The organism is Lepagella muris, assembly GCF_004793975.1.
GTDB classification, from domain to species: domain Bacteria; phylum Bacteroidota; class Bacteroidia; order Bacteroidales; family Muribaculaceae; genus Lepagella; species Lepagella muris.
On record NZ_SRYB01000005.1, the window covers coordinates 162287 to 182898 of the forward strand.

Consider the following 20612-nt stretch of genomic DNA (forward strand, 5'->3'; position numbering starts at 1 on the left):
ATCCTAATCCATAGAATATTAATCCAAGGCTAAAATTATGAGACGAAAAGGGGCAGTGATAGAATATGCCAGAGAGCGGAACAGGGAGATCTTCCTATTGTTCCGGGAGATAAACTCGCGCGGCGGTCTGTCGCGCAGTGAGGTGTGTAAAATCATCGCGAAGTCGCCGGCATCGAGGTTCTGGGTGTCGGAGGAGCGAGCGTCATACGTGGTGTCGGCGATGCTTGCGGGGCGTCCGTTGCAGCGTATGAGAGCCGGGCGGGAGGCGATGTTCAGGGAAATACTGCGGAGGGTGCGCGTGCTGATGGAGGAGCATCCGGATGCACGGATCATCGAGCTTGTAACGACTGTGATCCATCAGCCGGCACCGGAGTTTTATCTGACGCCGGGGACGGTGGGGATCTTCTATCATTATCACTGCAAGAGCCAACGCGCACGGTCGCGCATAAATTTCGCGGATGTATGAAGCCAACTATAGAAGAGATATTGCAAGAGAATGCCCGGCGCAATGAGGCGGTGAATGCGGAGTTCAATCCGGTGACGGGTAAAGGGTCGGTAGGCGAACGTTTCCTGCTGGAGCTTCCGGACTATCCGATAAGACGGCAGTGGCTCCCGACAGGGATGATGAAGGTGCCGCTCGTGCAGAAGCTGCGGGAGTCGGGGACGGTGGAGAGGTTTATCAGGGAGCGGCTGGGATGTGAGGCCGATGAGGATGCGATGGAGTCGGTAGTGGAGAGTTTCGTACGGCTGCGCAACAGGTATGATTTCCCGTTCTGGGCGGCGGTGCACGTGTATATCCTATCGAAGGAGACGGGTGAGGGTGAGATATTGTTCCGGCTGTCGCGTCCGCAGCGGAAGTTTGTAAATATGCTGGAGAGGTTCCGGACGGCTAACAGGCCGATAAGGATGGTGCTTCTGAAGGCACGGCAATGGGGAGGGTCAACGACATCGCAACTTTATATGGCATGGTTGCAGCTTGTGCACCGTGTCGGTCTGAATTCGGTGATAATATCACAGACGAAGAAGACTTCGTTCGCTATCAAGGCTATGTATGACCGTGCGTTGTCGCGCTATCCGGTGGGGTTGCTGCACAGGGTCGGTGAGGCTTATGACGCGAATGAGGCTAAGATGGTGAACGTGGGTCTGACGGGTGACTACAAGAAGATCCCGCAGAGGGACTGCACGATCACGATAGCGTCATACGAATCGCCGGACGCATTGCGCGGCGACTCGTATTCGCTGGTGCATTGCTCGGAGGTGGGACTCTGGGCACCGACGGACATGAAGAGTCCGGATTCGGTCGTGAGGTCGGCGTGTTCAGGCATATTGCTGCGGCCGTACACCATGATCATTTACGAGTCGACTGCCAACGGGACTGGAAATTTCTTCGAGCGGGAGTATAAGGCCGCAAAGGAGGGTAAGTCGCAGTTTGCATCGCTGTTCATCTCATGGTATGACATAGACCTATACAGGGAGGAATTCGAGACAGAGGAGGAGAAGCGAGAGTTTGCCGAGAAGCTGATAGAGAACAGGCTGAACGCGAACGTGGGGAGCAACAGGGAGGAGCCGGGGCGTTATCTCTGGTGGTTATGGACGCAAGGCGCGCCGCTGGAGGGGATAAAGTGGTACGTCACGGAACGGTCGGGGAAGGATTCGCACGCGGTCATGGCTGCGGAGTATCCTACGGACGACATCGAGGCATTTGTGCATTCCGGATCGATGGTGTTTGACAAATATCGTGTGGAGCCGTTGAGGCGGACGTGCCGCCCGCCGGTGTACGTCGGGGAGGTAACGGGGAACGGCGAGTATGGAGAGAAGGCTCTTGATAACCTGCATTTCTCGGAGGACAGACAGGGCTGCCTGAAGGTGTGGTCGCTTCCGGAACCGGACTTGGAGGAGGAGCGCATAACGGACAGATACCTGACGGTGGTGGATATAGGCGGACGGTCGGATAAGGCTGACTGGTCGGTGATAGCGGTGTTTGACCGGATGGATATGATGGAGACGGAGGGACGTCCGGCGGTTGTGGCGCAATGGCGGGGGCATCTCGACATTGACCAGATAGCATGGAAGGCGGCGCAGATAGCGAAGTATTACAATGACTCGCTGCTGGTGATCGAGAGCAACACTCTGGAGACGCATGACAGGGAGCGACAGGTGGAGGGGGACCAGTCGGGGTATATCCTGAACCAGATAAAGAGCGTGTATGATAATCTTTATGCGCGGTCGCAGTCGGATGAGGAGATACGGAACCACGTGCCGGTGAAATACGGTTTCCATACGAACACGAAGACCAAGCCGCTGATCATCTCGTCGCTTGTGAGGATTGTGAGGGAGCGTCTGTATGTGGAGCGTGATGAGGATGTATTGACCGAGTATCTACAATATGAGCGACGGCAGAACGGAAGCTACGGTGCAATCGTGGGTCATCATGACGACCTGCTCATGACACGAGCAATCGGGCTGCACATCTGCTTCTCGGAGATGGAGATTCCTAAGATCGTGACGACATCGCGCGCACGACGGAAAGGGAGAGGCGCAATATCGGAGGCTGCGTTCTGATAATAGGCAACGTCAACGACGGAGCATCTGCTGCGCCTTGGCCACTGCCTGCGGGTCGGCCGCCTGCGTTGACTGCGCCATCATCTCCGGCGGAATGCCCTGCGGTGGCTGCCCCTGCGCCATGCGTTGCTCGTCGGCGTTTATGCTCTGGAGGAGACCATCGGCGAAGGGGAAGCATCCGTATTCGAGGAGCTGTTTCGTAGTTATGCCGTTGGCTTTCCAAAGCTCCATCATGAAGTCGTTGGCGGCTGCACGGTAGACGGGCGAGGATTGGCTCTGCGCTATCTTGAGGTCGTAGTCAACGTTGCGCTGGCTGCGGGAGTCATATCTGACGTAGGCACTCTTGCCTGAAATATTGATCAATCGCGGCTCGTCGTAGAACTGCTGGATGTTCTTGACGTCTTTCATGGCGCCTTCCTCCTGGAAGTCCTGATAGGTGTCGAGTATGTCCTGAAGGGATGTGGTGGCGTTCTGCGACTGCTGGTGGTATAGGCTCGCGGACATACCGGCGAATCCTTCCTTTCCCTGTATGGCACCGTTGACTCCGGAGATGTCTTCGAAGAATTTGAGCTGTATGTTGAGCAACTCGTGTATGCCGATGTTGGTGCAGTTGTTGGCTATCTGCTGCGGTATGGCTGTGCCGGATTTTGGCTGACGCATCATTATGACGCCGTTGAATCGTGCCCACTCGTCGGCAATGTCGTCCATTGTCATTCCGGTGGGGAGACACTCTTCCGGAAAGAGAAGGACACCCTTTGCGGATGCACGCATTATCCAGTCGTACATTATTATGAGGCGGTTGACGTAGCGTTGCTGGTCAATGACATCGGCGACGTAGCTATGGATCTCGCCGTCGATCATCGGGTAAGCCTTCCAGACGTATGGGTGAGACTTGTGCCAGTATGGGGTCTCCCCTTCCTTGAGGATCTCGCCGAATGGAGTCAAATAGTAATAGTACCAGTAGGAATCGATGAACCATTCCGCCTCGATGAGCGGGATCTCCTCTTCGGGCATTCCGGCGGCAAGACCACGGCGGATGCGGTCTTCATTGACGGCGCGGACCATACGGTCGTAGTCTGCGGTCTCGATCTTGTAGTAGTCGCCTGTGTTGTAGTCGTGGCAACGGTAGCGTTCCTTTGTCTCCTTTCGCCAGACTTCAATGACGCGGCAGCGCGTGGTGTCGGACGGGACGAGGAAGTCTGAACAGCGCGTGTCGATGGGGACCCCGAACTGCTGGTAGGTGCCGGCAATCACGTCGCGCTCCCTTGCCATGGCATAGACCTCGCGGAGATGGGCGTAGTCGGCGGGTGATTTCGCAAATTCCTGACAGAGGCTCTCGAAGGGGAGGTCGTGTATCTCTCCGACGCATGAGCAATCCCAGCCTCGGAAGTCGCGCATGTTGTTGTCGATAAAGAAATTGTCGGGCTGCACGTAGTCGGTCCAGCAATCGGTGCGCTCCATACGCCAACCGTACCATTTGCGGTGGACGACGAATCCGGAGATGAGGAATTCCTCCATGCTCCGGGCGTGAAGCTCGCGCATCTTGTTGAGATTCATGTTGCATTCGAGGGTGACAGTCATGGTCTCTCCGAGTTGCTGCTCATCGCGGTCGCGAGCGACGCAGACGGGAGTGAGTGCCTGTGTCTTGAAGAGTCCGAGGATGGAGCGCACCATCTTGCGGATAAGGTTGTTTTTCAGGGCAACGTTTCCCTGAGACTTGATGTAGTCTTCCTCACGCATACGATGGCCGTCGACACATATCACATCATCCCACTGTCGGCCGTAGGTGTAGTTCTTGTTGCGCTGTCGGTCGCGCCGGAACTGATCCATGGAGTTCCAGTAGTTCTGCGCTTCCATGAGGACGCGCATGCCTCTCTCGGTGGCGGATGAATATTCCGCCACGGAGTCGATTGCGGCTTTCCTATTTCGCCTTGGGGCGCCGCCGACGTTGCTGAGCCTGTGTAGTTTTTCTGCCATAGCGTGATGTGATAAAGGGATTGCCCGCGAAGTTAGTGTTCTGCGGGCAATCGTCGGAATATCTATTAAAATTGAGAGGATGAGTGGCTCAGAGTGTATGGTTTCGGGATCACTCTACAACCAATTCCCAGTCCTTTGCAAACACATCGCTGATGGAGGGAACCCAACTGTCGGCACGTCCGGTCTTGCGGTTATAGATAAGACATTGAGATGTGTAGTCAATGTGTGCTTCACCTGACATGATGAGTTCCTTTGCCCTGTATGGAAGTGACTGCATTTTGGGGATGATGGCTCCATTGATCTGTGCCAGCACTTGCTTGAATACGACAATATCCTTGCCGTTCCATCCTTGTCGGCGAATGACAAATCCCCTTTCAAGAAGCGTGATGGCAACTGCGAATGATAGTCCGGAGAAACCACCCTCGCCAGTTTCCATGAGAGTTGTGCGAAGCGCAAGAACGTTCATGTAGTCCTGCATGACCGCATTCTGAGCATGAAGCATAGCCTGTATTGTAGTCGGAAGTTTTTTGCTTTTGCTTTCAATGAAAGCGTTGAGATTTCCAAGTTTCTCTGCAAGCTCGTTCCATTCGATGTGCATACGATCAACCGCAGTTTCTGCAATGCGGTATGCTTTTTCAAATACTTCTTTTGGGGACCAAGACTCATAGCCGTCCTCATAGACAACCATGTAACCATCCTCAACGGGGTCAAGGCTCTTGGGGTTTTCATCACCGGGCATACATATCTTGCCGCCCTTTCTGACCGCGGGCATTGCCTGTACGGTCTTTGTTCCGATGTACTTTTTCATAATGTTTATATGGGTTTTACTAAGCCGCCCAAGGCTTTATTTCTTATCGTAGATATTGCCAACTACCTCAATTTTATTATTGTCTGAAATGTTGTGGTTTCCTGGGTTTGTAGCTCCAATCTCGCGTCCCACGAATGAGACGTTGCGATGATTATATTCAACCCGCATCATTGTCCCGAAGTAACCATATTTAATAACATCTCCCTCATAAATCTCAACTCCGTTGCGGTCTCAAAGTCCGGTATACTGACCGATTGTGTCTTTCTCCACCCACGGCTGACCGCCCCCTTTAGCTGCAATAGCGAACATACCATCTCCGTAGTCAATCAGAGAGCCGTAGACCCAATGACCGTTGGCTTTGGTTTTAGCTCGAAATTTAATTTGTCTGGTCATAGTTTCACATTCATCTTTTCAGCCAATTCATAAAGTTTCTCCCACGCTTGGTTAAAACTTTTTGATTGTTCGTTAAAATTATCCACCCATTCATCAACACTCTTGCGACAGCTTTCCTGAAGCGCGGCGTTTTCCTCCTTCATCTTGCGAATCAGTTCCCATGCCTTGGCTAATTGCTTGCGGTCATGCTCCACCCAAAGAGGATAGAGTCGTGTGGCACAGACGAGTGCCACAACGATAATCAGTGTAATGCAGTAAATCATATTCCTTTCATTGTCTCTTGATAAAACTTTTCACTTTCGATGCAGTCGATGCAGACTTCCTGCCCATCTTCGGTGTAGATAAGTTCGCTTGACTTTTCTCCACACCATTCACATTCTCCGGTGTGGAGGTCGGAGGGTGTGTAAATTGTTTCTGTTGTCATAAAAGTTCCATATTCTTTCGCTCCCAATATGTGGTGTATTTTGTAGATGGTTCCTTAACCACAAGAATACGCACGAATGAGAATGGCCCGGTATGTCCGCAACCTTTGCGCATTTCGATAATCTGTCCTATGTTGCCGGATCTTATATTACGGACTTTGTCGCCGATGTGAAATTCCATATTTTCTATCATTAAAATAGTCTTGGGATGTTTTGATATTCGATGATTCTTTTTCTGGCCGCATCATAATAAAACGGATCCAGCTCAATGCCCAACAGAGAGTATCCGAGTTGCTCACAGGCAATGGCATGGCTCCCGCTGCCGAGGTGGGTGTCGAGGATTTTCCAACCCTCCTGCGCGTATTGTGTGAGCAGCCACGCATATAGCGCGACGGGCTTCTGTGTCGGGTGAATGCGCTTCTCGTTGAGTTTCTTGTTGCCCTGCATCACGCGCCCTTCCTTAAAGGATTTACCCTGACACATACCATTCCACATGAAGGGGAATAGCCTGACGGAAGAGAAAAGGTTGGTAGCGGCTATCTCGCAATCGGAAAAAGTGGTGGAGGAATTACATTTGTCCCAGATTATACGTCCCGGAGCAAAGGGATAACCAATGAAATAGTTGCAACCCCATACGATGTAATACCGACTGACCCTTTCTAATTCCATGAAATAATCCTGACCGGGCACTTGCCACTTGTCGCACTTATGGTAGTCAATACGTTCAATTCCCGTTGTACTGTATCGCTTGCCGTAGAATCCACGTCTTTCCGGTCCGGAGAAATAGGGAGGGTCAACTATAGCGAGATCAAAAGATTTATCAGGCAAACTTCGGAGTATATCCATGCAGTCACCTTGATGGAGCGTAATGTTTCCCAACTGTTCCATATCTCAGCAATCGATGAAGTCAAACAGACTTGGTTGAACAATTCTGGATCTTTCGACTATCGCTATGGCTTCAATCGCTTTGCGAACATAGATGGGATGTGGTAGTTGTCTCATACCCTTTATGTGATTCAAAGCATTGATAAGACACCCCTTCAATGTGTAAGCCCTTTTATGGTCTTTCCAATGGGAAGACGGCCAGCAGCCTCCGCCATGTTCAGGCTCATACAGACCATACCCAAAGTGATAGTGCCCTTCCTCATCCATCGCCACATTGATGGAAAGGAAATAAGAATTACTTTGGGCGAAAACAAAAGCACAATCCGGATGCAGGGCTTTATGTTCAACCTGCTTTTGTGGCTTGAACAAATTCCCGACCTTTGTGTAATCTTCGATTGCAAACAGAGGAACGGAGCCATTCTCCATAATCCAAGACTTTTTTATCTTTTTGAATTCTATCTGTTGTGCTGTCATTGCGGGGATGTTTTGGGTTTGAATTGATAGGCTTATCCTTTTCGGAGATTGGGAGAATAATATCCTTTTGCCGGGTATGTGCCGTTGCGCAGGTGACTTTCCTTTGCCTTGCGTGAGGTGTATGCCTGTGATTCCTTCATGAACTGCGCGGTCTTTCTCAGATTCATGTCGGCGGCCAGGCGGTTGACCGTGCGCAGGCTCACGCCGAGATATGTGGCGCAAATCTCATTACGCATGTGGGGGAAGTTGAGGCGCAGCCAACGTCTTTCGCTATCGCCAAGTCTTATCCGGGCGTGATCGTAGCCTTTCCGCAGTCCGAGCTTCCAGCATTTCTGATGTATCGCCATTGCGGTAGTGCCAAACCGCTCTGCCAGCTGCCGGGCGGTCATGGCCTTGTATATCTTTCTGAGTTCTGTCTCCTCAGATGGTGTCCAGTGTTTCATGATTCCTGATTGAAGAGGTTTGGGGTCGATGTTGGAAAGATGATGGGGTGACTATTCAGCCCGTCCTTCAAGTCCTCCCCTATTTTCTCGACTTCCAGAAGATGCCGTTGGATCTTGCGGAGCTCCTTGTCAATGCCGAGTCGTCGGGTCTCGTGGGCAGGCAGCGCCGTTGCCCACCAGTAGCCCCTCTCGGCATTGCTGGTTATTTCATTTATGTGCGTGAGTATATCTTTCTTTGTCATGATTGTCGGTTTTATCATTTCTTGCGGAATGTGGCACCGCGCATGGGGACGAAGTTGAACATCTCCTTGCAACGGTCATAGATGCGTGCGCCGTAGACTTCGGCTATCTGATCGACGGACAGGTTGGTGGTGACGTGGGTGAATGACGTATGGCGGCGGTCATAGCGGCGCTGTAGGATGTATTGGAATACGTTCTCGGTGTTGCCGTAGTAGCCGGTGGGGATAGTCTCTGAACCCAGCTCGTCGAATGCCTGACGTCGGCTGTCGATGTAGGTCTGTATGCCGTCGTATCCCTTGCGCTGGTAGCCGGAGCAGACCTCTATGGCGTTGGAGATGCGGAATCCGTATGGGTTGCCTTCGGCATCGGCAGGACGGACGATGCGGCAGAAGCGGAGTATTACGTGGAGCATGGTGGTCTTTCCGGATCCTATGTCGCCCCATAGCCAGAGACCTTTGGAGGGGTCCAGCCTGCCGGGGGCAGAGAGACACCAGAGGAGAAGGTCGTTGAGCAGGGGCTTCATCCCGTCGCGCACGACGAATGAGGGGCATACGGTACGTGCGACACGGATGAGGAGCCTCTTGTAGTCGTCAATCCTCGATAAGTCCGCAGCCGGGTTTGACGGGGGCGCGACGGGGCGTGCGGCGTTGAGGAGAAGGCTTATTTGCGTCGGGTGCATTGCTGAGATTCTTTATGGCATATTTCAGCCAGTCGTTGAAATGCCGTTTGGCATCGGATAAACTTGAATGTGAAACGTCGCCGCTCTTGCAGTGGAGCGCGAACTTCTCCATGAATTGCCGGAACTCGTCGGCGGAGATGGAGTGGTTCTTGCATATAGCCTCTGCCCATATCTGCTCGCCTGCCATGAGGGGGATTTCCTGATCGACGGTCAGGGAGTATTCCGCAGGCGGGTCGGCCGGGCGTTCGGCTGTCTTTTTCTTCCGTGGGGCTTTCTCTTTCGAAGCCGGAGGAGCGGAGACGGCACTGTCTTTACTGTCGGTCTGCTGGGGCTGATGTCTCGTTTTCTTCCCTTTGGATCCGGTCACGCCGTCGGCTGACTTGCGCGGCATGAGGGAGTATTCGGCGATAGTGCCTCTGCGTCGGGATGATGAGCATATACCGGCATATCGTGCCTGTATGCCCTTTGAAGTAAGGATGCCTTCAGACTCAAACAGCTCTCGCGATAACAGACCAATGTTCATGCAGCATTCGATGACCTCCTGTATATTTGCCTCGGTATATCCGGTAAGTTCCGAAATCATAAAGGGCAGCTCCTTGTCCCACCTGATGTAGTACCCATTGCGGTAGATAATACACAGCAGGAGAGTATATACGCTTATGGCCTTGCCACCTTGATACTTGATGAGTTTTCTTATCTTGAGGTCCTGATAAAAATCCACGTCGAACGGGAAATAGTCAAGCCCCTGTTTGATAGTCCTTGCCATGGTTGTTAAACTTCTTTGATCCTTATTCCGTAGACGAGCAGCATCAGCTTTCTCTTGATGATGTATTCCGGGGTGCGGACCCCTTTGGTATCCTCGACGATTGTATCGCCCTTGCGGTCGCGGTAGACGAAATCGGCGATGTAGCGGCAGTCGTGCTCGAGGAGGTTTCCCTCGGCATCCCGCTGGACGGGTATCAGGATGAAGGATACCTGTTCGCGGAGGTCGGTGATCAGGCCGTCGCGCAGCTTGGCTTTCAGGGAGAGGGCGCGCCTGTGCTCCCTCTCCGAATCGTAGCCGCCCGACTTGCTGGCACCGAACTTATTCCTCTTTCCCTTTGGCTTCCGGGATTGGGACTTTGTTTCCTCGAGCGTCATTTCCGTAGGGCTGATTTTATTGCCTGGGACGGGGAGAAGCGGACTGCCTTGTGTGGCGGGACCGGCATCATGGCCTTCTCGGCAATGTTGAAACTTGTGCGTGCGGGCACATCGACGACACGGAAGACGCCGAAGTCGCGGATCATTATGTCCTCACCCTTGCAGAGGGTGGAGGCCATGAGGTCAAACATTCCGTTGACGGCACGTATGGCGGATGCGCGGTGGAGCCCGCAGCTGTGGGTGAGATACTCGATGATTTCTTGCTTTCTCATGATAGTTTTCTTTTTAGTTTGTTGATGAGTTTGTTTGTGATGCGGATCCTGTTGAGCTGTCGCGTGGATGGGTCGGGGATAGCCTTCATCATCGTGACGAGATTCTCCATGGCTGCGATGGCTGCATTCAGATCCGTCTTACATATCTCCGGCATGAGTCTGTATCATTTAGGGCGATATTTCCATCCGTTGAGTTCATAGACGCGGCGGCGTGCGAGCTCGCGGTCCTCGCGGGCAAATTCGGGTTCGCCGTCAACCTCGGCGTATGCGTAGCCGGGGAGTCCCTGCGTGGTGGTGAACACGTCGATCACCTGACAGATGCGCCACCATCCGCTTATCATGCGGAATATGTATTGTCCTAATCTCGGGGTCATATCGTTATGCGTTAAGGAATGATGAAACGAGTTCGTCGAAATACATCTCATCGGTGGGGATGTCGTCGGATGCCGCCATTATCATGTTGGCGATCGACTTCTTGCGATGGATGATTGAGTAGAGGGTGCGGTCGATGGTGTTGCGTCCGATGAGATAGTAGCAGGTAACGTTGTCTTTCTGCCCTATGCGGTGGGCGCGGTCCTCACACTGGCAACAGTCGGCGTAAGTCCAGGGGAATTCAACAAACGCCACGTCGGATGATGCAGTGAGGGTCAGCCCTACTCCCGCCGCCTTTATTGAGCAGATGATAAGGCGCGCGTGCCCGGACTGGAATGAATCAACCGCCGCCTGCTTTGCCGTGGAGGAGTCGCGTCCGGTGACGCTGACAGCTTCGGGGAATGCCTGAAGGAGGGCGTCAACAATCTCATGGAGCGAACAGAAGAGGATGAGCGGTTTGCCGGAGGCGAGGAATGCGGAGACGAAATCAACGGCCTGCCTGACCTTCCCTTTCGCGGAGAGGGAGCGCAGCGTCATGAACCGGACGAGCGCCTCCATGCGCATCTTGCGGCGGATGTCGGCATCGGTGCATGCGGTGTAGGTAGAGAGATACTCGCGGAGGTCGGCGGCTGCGGTGTCGTAGATCTTGCGGCTCTCCGGGTCAAGCTCGACGTAAAGGTCGGTGCGGGTCTTGTCGGGGAGCTGTGTCAGCACGGTCTTCTTCTCGCGGCGTATCATGCAATTGCCGTAGAGCATGGAGGAGAGCCGGGCAAGCGCCTCAGCCTGTTCGTCGTCCTGCTCCTTGGCGAATGAGCAATAGTCGGCACAGAACTTGGCACGTCCTCCGAAATCGGATGCGAGCCGCCCCATTATGGAGAGCTGGGCGATGAGATCTGCCGGACGGTTGACGACGGGGGTGCCGGAGAGGAGCGCGATGTATTCCTTGCCGGATGTTATACCCTTTGTGAATATGGTCTGTTGTGCCGAGGGATCCTTTACGCGGTGCGACTCGTCGATTATTACGGAGCGGAACAGGCTGATGCAGGAGGAGAAGACCACATCTTTCAGGCGGAAGGGACCGTCGCACTTTATGTCCCAGACGAAATATTTACGCAGGGACTCGTAGTTGACGATCGCCACCTGATAGATACCCATTGAGAGGAGATAGGGGAACGTGGCACGTGTGGCATTATCAAGGACAAGGGCCTTTGCATCCGTGAATTTCTCAAACTCGCGCTGCCAGTTAATCTTCAGCGAGGAGGGGCATATCACCAGACAGGGGTAGGCATGGGCGCAGTCAACCACGCCTATACTCTGGAGAGTCTTTCCAAGCCCAGGCTCGTCGCCGATGAGGAAGCGTTTCTTCCGGAGCCCGAAAAGGATTCCCTCACGCTGGTAGTCGTATGGCTCGACCTTCAAATTATGACGCAGTGTTGTCTTTTCCATGAGATAAGTTTAGGCACCACCACATGAATGCGAGATGCTCGTATTTGTCGCGTCCGCGTGTGTAGACGGGATCATCGCGACGGATGAATTTCTTGAATACCCGGCAATTTTTCTTGCTGATGGCATATATGAAGTCCTGATTGCTACGGGCCACGTCCATGTACCATGCACGGGAACGGTCCCAGTCGAAGAAGTCGACCGCCTCCTCAAATTCCTTCTGGGATGATGCGAAGGTTGATTTGAGATCGCCGCCGAAACGGGCATCGTCGAGCCACCAGTCCCATTTGCATCGCGTGGGGAGGAAGAATGGGAACCCGCAGTATTCGAAGTGCTGGGCGTCGTTGACCATGAAACGCTGTGTGGATGCGTGGTCGAGCACATGGCGTAGGAATCGGTCGGAGCGTGCCTCGGCACGCAATGAGCGATACATCTCGCGTGCGTGGTAGAACTCCTCCTCGGTGTAGGTCACGTTGTCAACGGTGAGGCGGTAGTAGTTGACACGCTCCGGCTCTGTGATGATGGCATCGACGAGCGAGCCGAAACGGAATGCCTTCTCCCTGTCGCCGAACTGTTGCCGGGGGTAGAGCAACTCCTTGAGCGCGGTGAGGTCGGAGTTGGAGACCTCACTGCGCTGGTAGTATGTATCGGGATTCGTGTTCATGGTCACTGTGCCTTCACTTCGTCAACATATATGATGCTCGGATCAACAATGCATTCCCCTTCCTTATTTGCAAGACGCTCGCAGAACGTGATCTGCTTGCGGAATATCTTGGCAAGCTCGGCATCGGGAAGAGTGCTCCCCTCCTTAGTCCACCACATCATGAGCACCTGAAGGTAGCCCTTTGGGTCGGTGATGCGGATTTTCTTCGAGACCTTAGCCTTCGGGGTGTAGGAAACGCGGGTCGCTTCCTCGGCGAAGAGGGATCCGGCTTCGGCTGCAACCTTTTCAGCCGCGCGACGGCGTGCCTCCTCCTCCTCACGGGCGGCACGCTCGGCTTCCTTTCGTGCGCGTTCGGCCTCCTCCCGGAGACGCATCTCCTCCTGTATGCGGCGCGCCTCCTCCGCCGACGCACGCGCGACACGTTCCAGCTCCGCTTTCCTTGAGGGGAGACGGTCAAGGATCTCCTGACGGTAGTCAGCTATCTCGGTGCAATATTGCTCCACGAACTGCTGACTACGCAGACGACTGAGCACCTCATTGCTTATAGCGCGTGACTCATCTGGGGTGAGATTGAGGGGCATACGGACAGAGAGAGTCGGCAGCCAATCATCGGAGAGTGAGGTTGAGATGCCAGATATGGTGTCGTAGATTGTCTGATAGTTGTCGAGTGTGACACTATCGACCAATCGGGTAAGTGCGTTTAACTGCGAGACTACATGATTATTGAACAATGTCTTGTAGTTTTCCTCACAGTCGGTACGGTAGCGGTCGCGTGCTGCCTGTGCCTGACGTCTGGCCTCCTCAGCGCGGCGGCGTGCCTCCTCTTCCTCGCGCTTACGCGCGGCATACTGGTTGCGAAGCTGCTGGAGCTGGTAAGGGATGGTGCCCGCCTTTGTGGGGTCGATGTCGTTCTCAAGGGTGGTGAACTCGCTGCGGATCCGGTCAAACATCTTCGTGACCGGGGAGCGGAGGTCGGACATTGCGCGGACGGTGCGCCGTGTACGCTCAATGTAGGTAGCTGCCTTCTTGTCAAGCTCGTCGGTCATTCCGGTCTGGCGGATGGCATCGAGGAGCGAGCCGCATGCCGCAAGGCAGTTGTCGTGGGATGTGCGGTTCTTAAGGTAGTGTTTCGGAGCGTCGCTCACGATTGCGGCAACATTGTCGGCTGATGATGCGATTGCCGTGGTTGCCGGGGTCTGTCTCTGGATTTCGTTGTTGCTCATGACTGATATTATTTTAAGGATTTTACCATGTCCCGTCGTCTTCACCGTCGGCGTTATCGGCTGCGGGATCCACCGTCACGCCGCCTGTGCAGTCGGCAGGCTCGGCGAATGATTCGGGGGTTTTCTTGGATCCGGCAGGTTCAGTAGATTCAGGAGTGGCACCGAGATTGTAATAGTCGGGCATCTGCTCCTCCTCTTCCGGCATGTCTGCCTCCATGACCATCCCTTTTCCGATGGGGAGCTTGGGGTAGCTCTTGAATGCGTGCTTGACGCATTTTGCGATGAGGAAGCCGGGATCGATGGTGTTGCCCTCGCCGGAGGTGTAAAGGGCGTTGACCTTCCCCTTGTTGTTCTTGCCGGAGTATTTCGCGAGGCGTGCCCATGCTTCTGGAAGGATGATTGCATAATCGACGGAGGCATCGATACGGGTTATCTTCATGAAGCAGGCTATGGGATTCGCCACGTTGTGGGAGAGGTTGAGGCCGTAGGAGACATACTTGCGGCCATCGCGCTCGCGATAGGAGAACTCGTCGCCTTCGTAAACGACGGTTGGGGTGTCGCAGTGGCGTATTTGTCCGGCACGCTGGCGGAGGAGTATCTCGCCGTATCCGGTGATTGAGATGTAGACGCGGTTTTCCCAGACCTCGGAGAGCTTGCCGGAGGCATCGGGGACGGTTATCGGCGTGCCACGGTGGAGGAGATAGCATACTGCCTGTGCGCCGGGTTCGAGGGTGAGATCCTTGACGGCGAGGTCGACGAATGCGAGAAATACGGAGAGGGAGGTGACGTTCCATTTGTTCTTGTCGTCGACGATCATGCGGTTGATGTAGCGTGACTCACGTTCGGCGAAACATTCGCCGCCCTCTCCGTGGATGGAGTTGTAGAGGGTGACGATGTGGTTTGTCACGTTGGGATCGAGGGGTACGTCCCACGGTTTCATCTGCTGGAGCTTGCCGAGAGTGTCGGCGAATCTGTTTGCACTCATGATTGATTATTTTTAGAGGTTGATATTATCGGAATCGTCTGCATTGATTGGAAAATGGCGGCACCACCGTGACGGCAGTGCCACCGGAATCAATCAAGAGCAGGACGAAGTCCTTTTGGGCACCCGGGGCGGGGTCGAACCGCCGACCGCATGAGTTGTCCGGATGATCCGGATTCCATGCCGCTCTACCGCTGAGCTACCGGGCGTACACCCTCACGTCATCACGACGGGAGGGGTTGCAAATTTTCCATTTATATGAACCTTTAAAGTGTGAAATAGGAATTGCCATCACGAATAATAGTCGGGTGTCTCCTCTGCACGGCGGCACCACCGCTCGAAGCGCATCAGCCAGGGGTCGCGTCGTGCCCATACGTTGTAGAGGAGGACGAGGGCGACAGCCGAGAGCACGGCGATCAGTTTGGAGCCGAGCAGGGAGAGCACCCACAGGCCGAAGGTAGACGGCCCGATAGGATTAGGATCTGCTATAAAGATTGTTATGAGTACACTTGTGGATAGGGAGAGGAGTATCATCAACCGTATGATAGATTTTAGTATTTTCATTGTCCTGGGGTATTTGAGGGTTATCTTGCTTTTTTCATTCTCTTTGTCACGATATAGGTGGCTGCCTTGGAGTCGGTCTCCGCTCTGGTGGGGATCCTTTCGCCGAGTTGCCATGCCTCTATCTCGGATCTGCGGAAATTGACCTGTCCGCGGTCGTTCTTGTAGTGTGGTATCTCGCGGTCGGCAACGAGGTGGCGTATGCGGCTCTCTGACCTGCCTATCAGCAAGGAGACTTCCTTTACGGTCAGCACTTCCTTCGCATTGATGGAGACGAGAGTCTCTATGCGCTCGAGGCGTTCGTCGATGCTCATGACGTGCGTGCTACTTTGATGATACGTAGCTCGCGGTCGGTCTTGGTGCGGAAGGTCTTGTTCCATTCCAAGCCGAAGCGTGAAGTGAGGGAGCGTATGTAGCTCGTCCGCTCGATGGGGAAGGAACAGGTCTCCCCTATCTCCATGTTCCGGAGCGCGGTGAGTGCCGGAATGTCTTGTATTTGTGAGGTGTTTGTTTGCATGTTTGTGTGTTTATTTGTAACTTTATGGTGCAAAGGTAAAATATTTTTTAGTCACGAAATTATTTTTTCGTGTTAAAAAATATTAATTACTAAATTATTTTTTCGTATTAAATTATAAATCTCTGTCTTATATGGATTTACAATTAATAAAAAATTTGTGTAGAAAAAGGAAAGGTGGAGTTAAGGGTTTATCTGAAGCTATTGGTATGACCGAACAAAATTTGCATCGGTGTATTCGTGAAAATAATATCCAAGCTTTGGATCTTGAAAAAATTGCTGCTGTGTTAAATGTAAATATCGGTTATTTCTTCGGAGAAAATTTGGATGAAAAGTATGAGTCCAAAGGAAAATATGCATTAGCCGGCAAAGAATTCAAGATTGAGCATCTGGGAGACAGTATGGCTGATACGCAAGTTGAGGATATTACGGATATTAAGCTGGATGAAGTTGTCTTGCCTTCTGGAAGTTCTGATGAAACCAAGCATACGGTTGAGAAAATGTCGCTTGAAATAGATATGCTCCGGAAGCTGCTTGCAAGTGCGGAGAAACAGCTGGAGGAGAAAGAGAGATTGATTAACCTTTTAATGGAAAGGAAATAACTATTCTAATATACTTTGAGTTATGAGTAATACAGTAAAATATGCGGCATCCTTAGCCGGTATTGGATTTGCAATTATGGTAATTCCCGGAATAATCTTCATTTTATGTGGTTTGCCTTTGCTTGTTGCTTCTTTCGGACTTTCTTTGGGAGTGATTCTATGTATAAAAGGGAAAATTGCACAAAGAATCTTTGGGAGTGAGAATTATCGGACTTCCACCACCGGACTTGCAATTGTGATTTTTATACTTACCGGATTCAAACTCTTGACGTCAATATTCACGATAATCTCATACATGCAACTCGAACCTATGCTAATTAGAGATTCCGCCTTCATCGCTGAGCAATATATCCCCGTTTTAATCAGCGCTCTCTTTTGGTCAGCAATGATTTTTGCAGCCGTAATGCTTAGAAATAAATTCAGAAAACCATCAGCCAAAATAAGTAAAACCAACAAACTTGTAGAATCAGACACTATCCCCTTAAAGCGGCTCAAATACAAAGATATTGTTTATCTTGATGGGATCGGGGAATGCGAATACGGCGACAAGTTTGAAGGGAAATATATTTTCGCCAAACCGAATTCTGAGATCTTAATGTTGACGAAAGACGAAGTAATCTCTACAGCAAGATCCATCAAAAACGACAATGGAGAGAAATGGATTGCAAATAATAAATAACTGAAATGAAACTCTTTATTTGGGCATTATGCATAACAAGTTTCCTGCAATTTTTTACAGCTCGTTATGCGAAGGATTTTAATGGCGCGTCTGTTGGCATGTTCAACTATCTTAATTTTATGACATGGTTTGTTGGTTTTACAATTTATGGTCTTCTGATATGGTCATGCTTTTTAACAACATGGTGGGTTCCAATTGCCGCTTTTGGAGTTACATTTGTCGTTAAAGTCGTATTTCCTCCATTGCCGGGACTTGAATTGGTCTCTGCATTCCTTTTACCAATTGCCTATTTGACTTCAATCGTTTTCCTAATCATGCAAATATGATTACAAATCGCATGAAAATTCTGAAACACATAATCATTGCATGTGGTGTCCTCATGGCATTGCCAGCACATGCCGAGCGTTCATTCCAAAAGTTTGTCGAGAAACATGATGTCGATGATGTCACAAAAAATCTTAAGAGCGATAATCCCGCAGACTTCTGGACTTCCATGTTGGAGAATAATCAGACGTATCAGGAGTTCCGGGAAAAGATGGCGACAAAGCGTGGTGCAGAAAGGGAGGTTGACCGGAAGATTTCAGAAATGGTTCGGTTTGAGCCTAAATACAGCCCAGATGTATTGGAGGAGCTACAACCATACGCCGACTCTATCTACTCAGTCATAGGGAAACTGAAGGATATGGAGGTATGCTTTGTGGCGGACAAGACCATAGATGCATTCAGCACCCTTTCATCCGACGGTCATGTGGTCGGACTTAATGTAGGGTTATTGTTCGCAAAAGGCATGACCGAGGACAGACTCCTGGGAGTTGCCGCTCATGAATATGCCCATTCTTGTCTTTCGCATATAGAGAACTCTCTATATTCTGATGCAAAGAGACGACGCAGGAATGATCTTATCGTGGCAGTCACAGCCGGTCTACAGGCTGTCTCAAAAATGACTACAAGTATATTTTTCCCTCTCCCCACAACTACGCCAGATTCCATAAGCAAGAAAATAATTCAGGCCGAGATTGACAATTACTATGGAATGATACAGTCACATCATGAGGATCTGGTCAAATACCATTTCAAATACATGCAGGAGCAGGAACTTGAAGCGGATCTCATGGCATTCCGTTTTTTGGAATGGTCGGGACGTGATGGACGGGAATATATCGAGACATTGAAAATACTCGAAGCAAACTATCCTTACCAAATGACCGAGGAGGAAAAGGAAATATCTGACCATCCGCCACTCAGAGAACGCATCACTTTCCTGCAATTTGTGGCTGATCATCCCGAACTTGGTAACACTGCCAATAAGAAATTGCTCAAGGAAAAGAGCCGGAAGGAAAAATTCGGGAATGATCCCCTTTATGACTAAAACACCCCTCTCCTACCCCATTTTTGAACATTTTGGTACCCGTTTGTCACCCACAGATGGAGCCAAACCAACTAAACAACTAATAGCAAATATGTTGTATTATAAACGTAAATTTACAGCATGAAAATTCTCATTCTTATATATCAATGGCTTATCGCGGCGCCTATCTTCGTCGTCGCAACTTTCTTAACGGCTTTAGTCACGAGCATTGGATCCCTCCTGTTTGGCACCCATTGGTGGGGCTATTATCCACCTCATATTTGGGCAAGACTCTCTTGCCGCCTTATGTTTGTAAATATAAAGGTGGTAGGCAGGGAGAATATTGACAGAAACACTTCCTATATTTTCGTGGCAAACCATCAGGGGGCTTTCGACATTTGGGCTATATACGGATACCTTAACCATAACTTCAAATGGCTGATGAAAAAAAGCCTTGAAAAAATATTCATGGTAGGTCCGGCATGCAAACGTGCGCACCATATATTTGTCGACGACTCGAATATCGCCGCCATAAAGCAGACTATAGCAGAGGCGGAAGACACCCTGAAGGAGGGCATGTCGCTCGTTATATTCCCTGAAGGGAGCCGTTCATGGGATGGAAAGATGATCCCGTTCAAACGCGGTGCTTTTATGCTTGCCGCTGAATTCCGTCTGCCAGTGGTGCCGATCACTATCGACGGAAGTTTCAAGAGAATGCCCCGCTTCTCATATAATATAACGCCCGGACAGATAACTCTCACTATACATAAACCCATATATCCCGGCGAACGTGGGTTCAATACAAAGCTCCTCATGGCAAAATGCCGTGAGGATATAGAATCAGCTCTCCCTGATTGCGACAAAGGGATCAGTGTCGGGCATAGAATTGATGCAATCTAAATCTCAACATTCAATTAATTATGAAAATACTATTTGAAAACACTATCATAGCCCTACCGTCAGATTTCATGTCGGTAGATGACTTCATGAAATGGAAAGGATTCAACCCACTCATATCTAAAGTCTATATCAACGGCATAAAAATTCCAAACAAAAGTTGGACATCAACAAATCTACAGCACCTTGACAGAATATCAGTAGATACAATCTGAACAACTTCATATATTCAATCATTTTATATATGAAACTTGTCTGGAGTTCCGGGCTAAACTCAGTGGCTCTGTCTGGAGTCCCGTGTCCTCACCTCTGGACAATAGGATTCTCCACTCAATCCTATATATGATTCCTTAAAACAGATTAATTATGCTACAATTCATTACCGACACAAAAAGTGATACCCCGGTCATTGACCAGATCAAAGCCGTGATTAAAGGCGGTTGCAAATGGGTACAGATAAGCATGCCCGATGCCTCCGATTCTGAGATACGCGAGGCAGTTGAGGCAATTAAACCTCTATGTATTGAAAAAGAAGTATTCCTAATCCTTGAAAGTAATGCTGAATTGGCTAAGGAATTAAACGTTGGAGGCGTGTGTCTGCATAAAGACGACATTCCGGCAAGCAAAGCGAGGATGATTCTCGGTCCGGCTGCCGTAATCGGGGTTGTTGTACACAGTTTCCAAGATATATTATCCGTCAGCAGTCTTGATATTGACTATTTCATGCTTGCCCCATTCCGGAAATCGGGTTGCAAGAATGACGAATCACCCGAACTTGGAGTAGAAGGCGTAAAATCAATTTGCGATAAGATGGAGGAAAACGAAATCAATATTCCGAGAGTGGCGGAAGGTGGCATAACCTATGACGATATCCCCTCTCTGCTGAATGCCGGAATAAATGGAATCGCCGTCAGCAACGCAATCGCAAACTCTGTCGACATTACGAAAGAGACAGAGAATTTCATTGGGGCTCTCCCGATGGCTTAAGACCCCGTCTAAAGTCAATTCAATGGACAGGCAATCCAAGCAAAC

The 20612-nt window shown here is 51.0% G+C and carries 32 protein-coding genes, 1 tRNA gene and 1 pseudogene; 9 read left to right on the top strand and 25 right to left on the bottom strand.

Going from position 1 to position 20612, the window contains the following annotated elements; translation table 11 throughout:
• Positions 1 to 37: 37 nt before the first annotated feature.
• Positions 38 to 466 carry a hypothetical protein gene (locus E5331_RS05235; protein WP_123481767.1) on the top strand — a complete coding sequence of 143 codons (429 nt, stop codon included), beginning with the start codon at positions 38 to 40 and terminating at the stop codon, positions 464 to 466.
• Positions 463 to 2562, top strand: a complete 2100-nt coding sequence (locus E5331_RS05240) for a terminase large subunit (protein WP_123481766.1) — start codon at positions 463 to 465, stop codon at positions 2560 to 2562. Before E5331_RS05235 ends, E5331_RS05240 begins: the two co-directional genes overlap by 4 nt.
• 12 nt (positions 2563 to 2574) lie before the next feature.
• Here E5331_RS05240 and E5331_RS05245 read toward each other — a convergent pair whose 3' ends face one another.
• From E5331_RS05245 to E5331_RS05350, 25 genes and pseudogenes are all read right to left on the bottom strand, one after another.
• Positions 2575 to 4539 (bottom strand): portal protein, encoded by a 1965-nt coding sequence (locus tag E5331_RS05245; protein ID WP_123481765.1) that lies wholly within the window; start codon positions 4537 to 4539, stop codon positions 2575 to 2577.
• Positions 4540 to 4648: 109 nt separating this feature from the next.
• Positions 4649 to 5347 (bottom strand): Thoeris anti-defense Tad2 family protein, encoded by a 699-nt coding sequence (locus E5331_RS05250; RefSeq protein WP_135986000.1) that lies wholly within the window; start codon positions 5345 to 5347, stop codon positions 4649 to 4651.
• Positions 5348 to 5383: 36 nt separating this feature from the next.
• A pseudogene (locus tag E5331_RS20950) lies at positions 5384 to 5566 on the bottom strand (YopX family protein); the annotation flags it as partial.
• Between the two features lie 12 nt (positions 5567 to 5578).
• The gene (locus tag E5331_RS20290; RefSeq protein ID WP_168355150.1) at positions 5579 to 5740 is read right to left on the bottom strand and encodes a YopX family protein; all 162 of its coding nucleotides are present in this window, start codon (positions 5738 to 5740) and stop codon (positions 5579 to 5581) included.
• Entirely contained in the window at positions 5737 to 6003 is a 267-nt protein-coding gene (locus E5331_RS05260) for a hypothetical protein (RefSeq protein WP_123481762.1), read from the bottom strand. The genes E5331_RS20290 and E5331_RS05260 overlap by 4 nt, the downstream gene beginning before the upstream one ends.
• Positions 6000 to 6164 carry a hypothetical protein gene (locus tag E5331_RS20295; protein WP_168355151.1) on the bottom strand — a complete coding sequence of 55 codons (165 nt, stop codon included), beginning with the start codon at positions 6162 to 6164 and terminating at the stop codon, positions 6000 to 6002. The genes E5331_RS05260 and E5331_RS20295 overlap by 4 nt, the downstream gene beginning before the upstream one ends.
• Positions 6161 to 6343: a hypothetical protein gene (locus E5331_RS05265; protein ID WP_135985998.1), complete on the bottom strand. Its 183-nt coding sequence runs from the start codon at positions 6341 to 6343 to the stop codon at positions 6161 to 6163. Before E5331_RS05265 ends, E5331_RS20295 begins: the two co-directional genes overlap by 4 nt.
• 11 nt (positions 6344 to 6354) lie before the next feature.
• Complete coding sequence (locus tag E5331_RS05270) at positions 6355 to 7050, bottom strand: DNA-methyltransferase (RefSeq protein ID WP_123481760.1); 696 nt, start codon at positions 7048 to 7050, stop codon at positions 6355 to 6357.
• A 3-nt stretch (positions 7051 to 7053) separates the two neighbouring features.
• Positions 7054 to 7521: a hypothetical protein gene (locus E5331_RS05275; RefSeq protein ID WP_123481759.1), complete on the bottom strand. Its 468-nt coding sequence runs from the start codon at positions 7519 to 7521 to the stop codon at positions 7054 to 7056.
• A gap of 32 nt (positions 7522 to 7553) precedes the next feature.
• Positions 7554 to 7964 (bottom strand): hypothetical protein, encoded by a 411-nt coding sequence (locus tag E5331_RS05280; RefSeq protein WP_123481758.1) that lies wholly within the window; start codon positions 7962 to 7964, stop codon positions 7554 to 7556.
• Positions 7961 to 8206 (bottom strand): hypothetical protein, encoded by a 246-nt coding sequence (locus E5331_RS05285; RefSeq protein ID WP_135985995.1) that lies wholly within the window; start codon positions 8204 to 8206, stop codon positions 7961 to 7963. The genes E5331_RS05280 and E5331_RS05285 overlap by 4 nt, the downstream gene beginning before the upstream one ends.
• A 14-nt stretch (positions 8207 to 8220) precedes the next feature.
• A complete protein-coding gene (locus tag E5331_RS05290) occupies positions 8221 to 8883 on the bottom strand; it encodes a P-loop NTPase family protein (protein WP_135985993.1) in 663 nt (220 codons plus the stop codon).
• Complete coding sequence (locus tag E5331_RS05295; RefSeq protein ID WP_123481755.1) at positions 8795 to 9649, bottom strand: DUF4373 domain-containing protein; 855 nt, start codon at positions 9647 to 9649, stop codon at positions 8795 to 8797. Before E5331_RS05295 ends, E5331_RS05290 begins: the two co-directional genes overlap by 89 nt.
• Positions 9650 to 9654: 5 nt before the next feature.
• Entirely contained in the window at positions 9655 to 10023 is a 369-nt protein-coding gene (locus E5331_RS05300) for a DUF1064 domain-containing protein (RefSeq protein WP_123481754.1), read from the bottom strand.
• Complete coding sequence (locus E5331_RS05305) at positions 10020 to 10295, bottom strand: HU family DNA-binding protein (RefSeq protein WP_123481753.1); 276 nt, start codon at positions 10293 to 10295, stop codon at positions 10020 to 10022. Before E5331_RS05305 ends, E5331_RS05300 begins: the two co-directional genes overlap by 4 nt.
• Positions 10292 to 10450, bottom strand: a complete 159-nt coding sequence (locus E5331_RS20300) for a hypothetical protein (RefSeq protein ID WP_168355152.1) — start codon at positions 10448 to 10450, stop codon at positions 10292 to 10294. The genes E5331_RS05305 and E5331_RS20300 overlap by 4 nt, the downstream gene beginning before the upstream one ends.
• A gap of 9 nt (positions 10451 to 10459) precedes the next feature.
• Positions 10460 to 10669 carry a hypothetical protein gene (locus tag E5331_RS05310; protein ID WP_123481752.1) on the bottom strand — a complete coding sequence of 70 codons (210 nt, stop codon included), beginning with the start codon at positions 10667 to 10669 and terminating at the stop codon, positions 10460 to 10462.
• A 4-nt stretch (positions 10670 to 10673) separates the two neighbouring features.
• Entirely contained in the window at positions 10674 to 12113 is a 1440-nt protein-coding gene (locus tag E5331_RS05315) for a DEAD/DEAH box helicase (RefSeq protein WP_123481751.1), read from the bottom strand.
• Positions 12088 to 12774, bottom strand: a complete 687-nt coding sequence (locus E5331_RS05320) for a PD-(D/E)XK nuclease-like domain-containing protein (RefSeq protein ID WP_123481750.1) — start codon at positions 12772 to 12774, stop codon at positions 12088 to 12090. Before E5331_RS05320 ends, E5331_RS05315 begins: the two co-directional genes overlap by 26 nt.
• Before the next feature lie 2 nt (positions 12775 to 12776).
• Entirely contained in the window at positions 12777 to 13997 is a 1221-nt protein-coding gene (locus E5331_RS05325) for a hypothetical protein (RefSeq protein WP_135985991.1), read from the bottom strand.
• Between the two features lie 22 nt (positions 13998 to 14019).
• The gene (locus E5331_RS05330; protein WP_123481748.1) at positions 14020 to 14982 is read right to left on the bottom strand and encodes a recombinase family protein; all 963 of its coding nucleotides are present in this window, start codon (positions 14980 to 14982) and stop codon (positions 14020 to 14022) included.
• A 116-nt stretch (positions 14983 to 15098) separates the two neighbouring features.
• Positions 15099 to 15188: transfer RNA gene (locus tag E5331_RS05335), tRNA-OTHER, on the bottom strand.
• Between the two features lie 82 nt (positions 15189 to 15270).
• Entirely contained in the window at positions 15271 to 15543 is a 273-nt protein-coding gene (locus E5331_RS05340) for a hypothetical protein (RefSeq protein WP_123481747.1), read from the bottom strand.
• Between the two features lie 20 nt (positions 15544 to 15563).
• Positions 15564 to 15854, bottom strand: a complete 291-nt coding sequence (locus E5331_RS05345) for a helix-turn-helix domain-containing protein (RefSeq protein WP_123481746.1) — start codon at positions 15852 to 15854, stop codon at positions 15564 to 15566.
• Complete coding sequence (locus E5331_RS05350) at positions 15851 to 16057, bottom strand: hypothetical protein (protein ID WP_123481745.1); 207 nt, start codon at positions 16055 to 16057, stop codon at positions 15851 to 15853. The genes E5331_RS05345 and E5331_RS05350 overlap by 4 nt, the downstream gene beginning before the upstream one ends.
• Before the next feature lie 131 nt (positions 16058 to 16188).
• Between E5331_RS05350 and E5331_RS05355 the strand changes: the two genes are divergently transcribed.
• The 7 genes from E5331_RS05355 to E5331_RS05385 all read left to right on the top strand — a co-directional run bounded on the left by E5331_RS05355 (position 16189) and on the right by E5331_RS05385 (position 20567).
• Positions 16189 to 16656, top strand: a complete 468-nt coding sequence (locus E5331_RS05355) for a helix-turn-helix domain-containing protein (RefSeq protein ID WP_123481744.1) — start codon at positions 16189 to 16191, stop codon at positions 16654 to 16656.
• Positions 16657 to 16678: 22 nt separating this feature from the next.
• Entirely contained in the window at positions 16679 to 17335 is a 657-nt protein-coding gene (locus E5331_RS05360; protein ID WP_123481743.1) for a hypothetical protein, read from the top strand.
• A 5-nt stretch (positions 17336 to 17340) separates the two neighbouring features.
• Positions 17341 to 17661, top strand: a complete 321-nt coding sequence (locus E5331_RS05365) for a hypothetical protein (protein ID WP_123481742.1) — start codon at positions 17341 to 17343, stop codon at positions 17659 to 17661.
• Positions 17662 to 17672: 11 nt separating this feature from the next.
• Positions 17673 to 18704 carry a M48 family metalloprotease gene (locus E5331_RS05370; RefSeq protein WP_168355153.1) on the top strand — a complete coding sequence of 344 codons (1032 nt, stop codon included), beginning with the start codon at positions 17673 to 17675 and terminating at the stop codon, positions 18702 to 18704.
• A gap of 120 nt (positions 18705 to 18824) precedes the next feature.
• Positions 18825 to 19583: a lysophospholipid acyltransferase family protein gene (locus E5331_RS05375; protein ID WP_135985989.1), complete on the top strand. Its 759-nt coding sequence runs from the start codon at positions 18825 to 18827 to the stop codon at positions 19581 to 19583.
• A 20-nt stretch (positions 19584 to 19603) separates the two neighbouring features.
• Positions 19604 to 19795, top strand: coding sequence for a hypothetical protein (locus tag E5331_RS05380; protein WP_123481739.1), 192 nt, complete (start codon positions 19604 to 19606; stop codon positions 19793 to 19795).
• Between the two features lie 151 nt (positions 19796 to 19946).
• Entirely contained in the window at positions 19947 to 20567 is a 621-nt protein-coding gene (locus tag E5331_RS05385; protein WP_123481738.1) for a thiamine phosphate synthase, read from the top strand.
• The last annotated feature ends 45 nt before the right edge of the window (positions 20568 to 20612 follow it).

Excerpts from the sequence above, each read along its gene's own strand:
- E5331_RS05305 (WP_123481753.1), bottom strand. The coding sequence starts at position 10,295 with ATGAGAAAGCAAGAAATCATCGAGTATCTCACCCACAGCTGCGGGCTC.
- E5331_RS05360 (WP_123481743.1), top strand. The coding sequence starts at position 16,679 with ATGAGTAATACAGTAAAATATGCGGCATCCTTAGCCGGTATTGGATTT.
- E5331_RS05315 (WP_123481751.1), bottom strand. The coding sequence starts at position 12,113 with ATGGAAAAGACAACACTGCGTCATAATTTGAAGGTCGAGCCATACGAC.
- E5331_RS05310 (WP_123481752.1), bottom strand. The coding sequence starts at position 10,669 with ATGACCCCGAGATTAGGACAATACATATTCCGCATGATAAGCGGATGG.
- E5331_RS05330 (WP_123481748.1), bottom strand. The coding sequence starts at position 14,982 with ATGAGTGCAAACAGATTCGCCGACACTCTCGGCAAGCTCCAGCAGATG.
- E5331_RS05340 (WP_123481747.1), bottom strand. The coding sequence starts at position 15,543 with ATGAAAATACTAAAATCTATCATACGGTTGATGATACTCCTCTCCCTA.
- E5331_RS05300 (WP_123481754.1), bottom strand. The coding sequence starts at position 10,023 with ATGACGCTCGAGGAAACAAAGTCCCAATCCCGGAAGCCAAAGGGAAAG.
- E5331_RS05355 (WP_123481744.1), top strand. The coding sequence starts at position 16,189 with ATGGATTTACAATTAATAAAAAATTTGTGTAGAAAAAGGAAAGGTGGA.
- E5331_RS05350 (WP_123481745.1), bottom strand. The coding sequence starts at position 16,057 with ATGCAAACAAACACCTCACAAATACAAGACATTCCGGCACTCACCGCG.
- E5331_RS05325 (WP_135985991.1), bottom strand. The coding sequence starts at position 13,997 with ATGAGCAACAACGAAATCCAGAGACAGACCCCGGCAACCACGGCAATC.
- E5331_RS20290 (WP_168355150.1), bottom strand. The coding sequence starts at position 5,740 with ATGACCAGACAAATTAAATTTCGAGCTAAAACCAAAGCCAACGGTCAT.
- E5331_RS05250 (WP_135986000.1), bottom strand. The coding sequence starts at position 5,347 with ATGAAAAAGTACATCGGAACAAAGACCGTACAGGCAATGCCCGCGGTC.
- E5331_RS05385 (WP_123481738.1), top strand. The coding sequence starts at position 19,947 with ATGCTACAATTCATTACCGACACAAAAAGTGATACCCCGGTCATTGAC.
- E5331_RS20295 (WP_168355151.1), bottom strand. The coding sequence starts at position 6,164 with ATGACAACAGAAACAATTTACACACCCTCCGACCTCCACACCGGAGAA.
- E5331_RS05245 (WP_123481765.1), bottom strand. The coding sequence starts at position 4,539 with ATGGCAGAAAAACTACACAGGCTCAGCAACGTCGGCGGCGCCCCAAGG.
- E5331_RS05265 (WP_135985998.1), bottom strand. The coding sequence starts at position 6,343 with ATGGAATTTCACATCGGCGACAAAGTCCGTAATATAAGATCCGGCAAC.
- E5331_RS05270 (WP_123481760.1), bottom strand. The coding sequence starts at position 7,050 with ATGGAACAGTTGGGAAACATTACGCTCCATCAAGGTGACTGCATGGAT.
- E5331_RS05375 (WP_135985989.1), top strand. The coding sequence starts at position 18,825 with ATGAAAATTCTCATTCTTATATATCAATGGCTTATCGCGGCGCCTATC.
- E5331_RS05240 (WP_123481766.1), top strand. The coding sequence starts at position 463 with ATGAAGCCAACTATAGAAGAGATATTGCAAGAGAATGCCCGGCGCAAT.
- E5331_RS05295 (WP_123481755.1), bottom strand. The coding sequence starts at position 9,649 with ATGGCAAGGACTATCAAACAGGGGCTTGACTATTTCCCGTTCGACGTG.
- E5331_RS05260 (WP_123481762.1), bottom strand. The coding sequence starts at position 6,003 with ATGATTTACTGCATTACACTGATTATCGTTGTGGCACTCGTCTGTGCC.
- E5331_RS05275 (WP_123481759.1), bottom strand. The coding sequence starts at position 7,521 with ATGACAGCACAACAGATAGAATTCAAAAAGATAAAAAAGTCTTGGATT.
- E5331_RS05235 (WP_123481767.1), top strand. The coding sequence starts at position 38 with ATGAGACGAAAAGGGGCAGTGATAGAATATGCCAGAGAGCGGAACAGG.
- E5331_RS05320 (WP_123481750.1), bottom strand. The coding sequence starts at position 12,774 with ATGAACACGAATCCCGATACATACTACCAGCGCAGTGAGGTCTCCAAC.
- E5331_RS05380 (WP_123481739.1), top strand. The coding sequence starts at position 19,604 with ATGAAAATACTATTTGAAAACACTATCATAGCCCTACCGTCAGATTTC.
- E5331_RS05290 (WP_135985993.1), bottom strand. The coding sequence starts at position 8,883 with ATGCACCCGACGCAAATAAGCCTTCTCCTCAACGCCGCACGCCCCGTC.
- E5331_RS20300 (WP_168355152.1), bottom strand. The coding sequence starts at position 10,450 with ATGCCGGAGATATGTAAGACGGATCTGAATGCAGCCATCGCAGCCATG.
- E5331_RS05285 (WP_135985995.1), bottom strand. The coding sequence starts at position 8,206 with ATGACAAAGAAAGATATACTCACGCACATAAATGAAATAACCAGCAAT.
- E5331_RS05370 (WP_168355153.1), top strand. The coding sequence starts at position 17,673 with ATGAAAATTCTGAAACACATAATCATTGCATGTGGTGTCCTCATGGCA.
- E5331_RS05280 (WP_123481758.1), bottom strand. The coding sequence starts at position 7,964 with ATGAAACACTGGACACCATCTGAGGAGACAGAACTCAGAAAGATATAC.
- E5331_RS05365 (WP_123481742.1), top strand. The coding sequence starts at position 17,341 with ATGAAACTCTTTATTTGGGCATTATGCATAACAAGTTTCCTGCAATTT.
- E5331_RS05345 (WP_123481746.1), bottom strand. The coding sequence starts at position 15,854 with ATGAGCATCGACGAACGCCTCGAGCGCATAGAGACTCTCGTCTCCATC.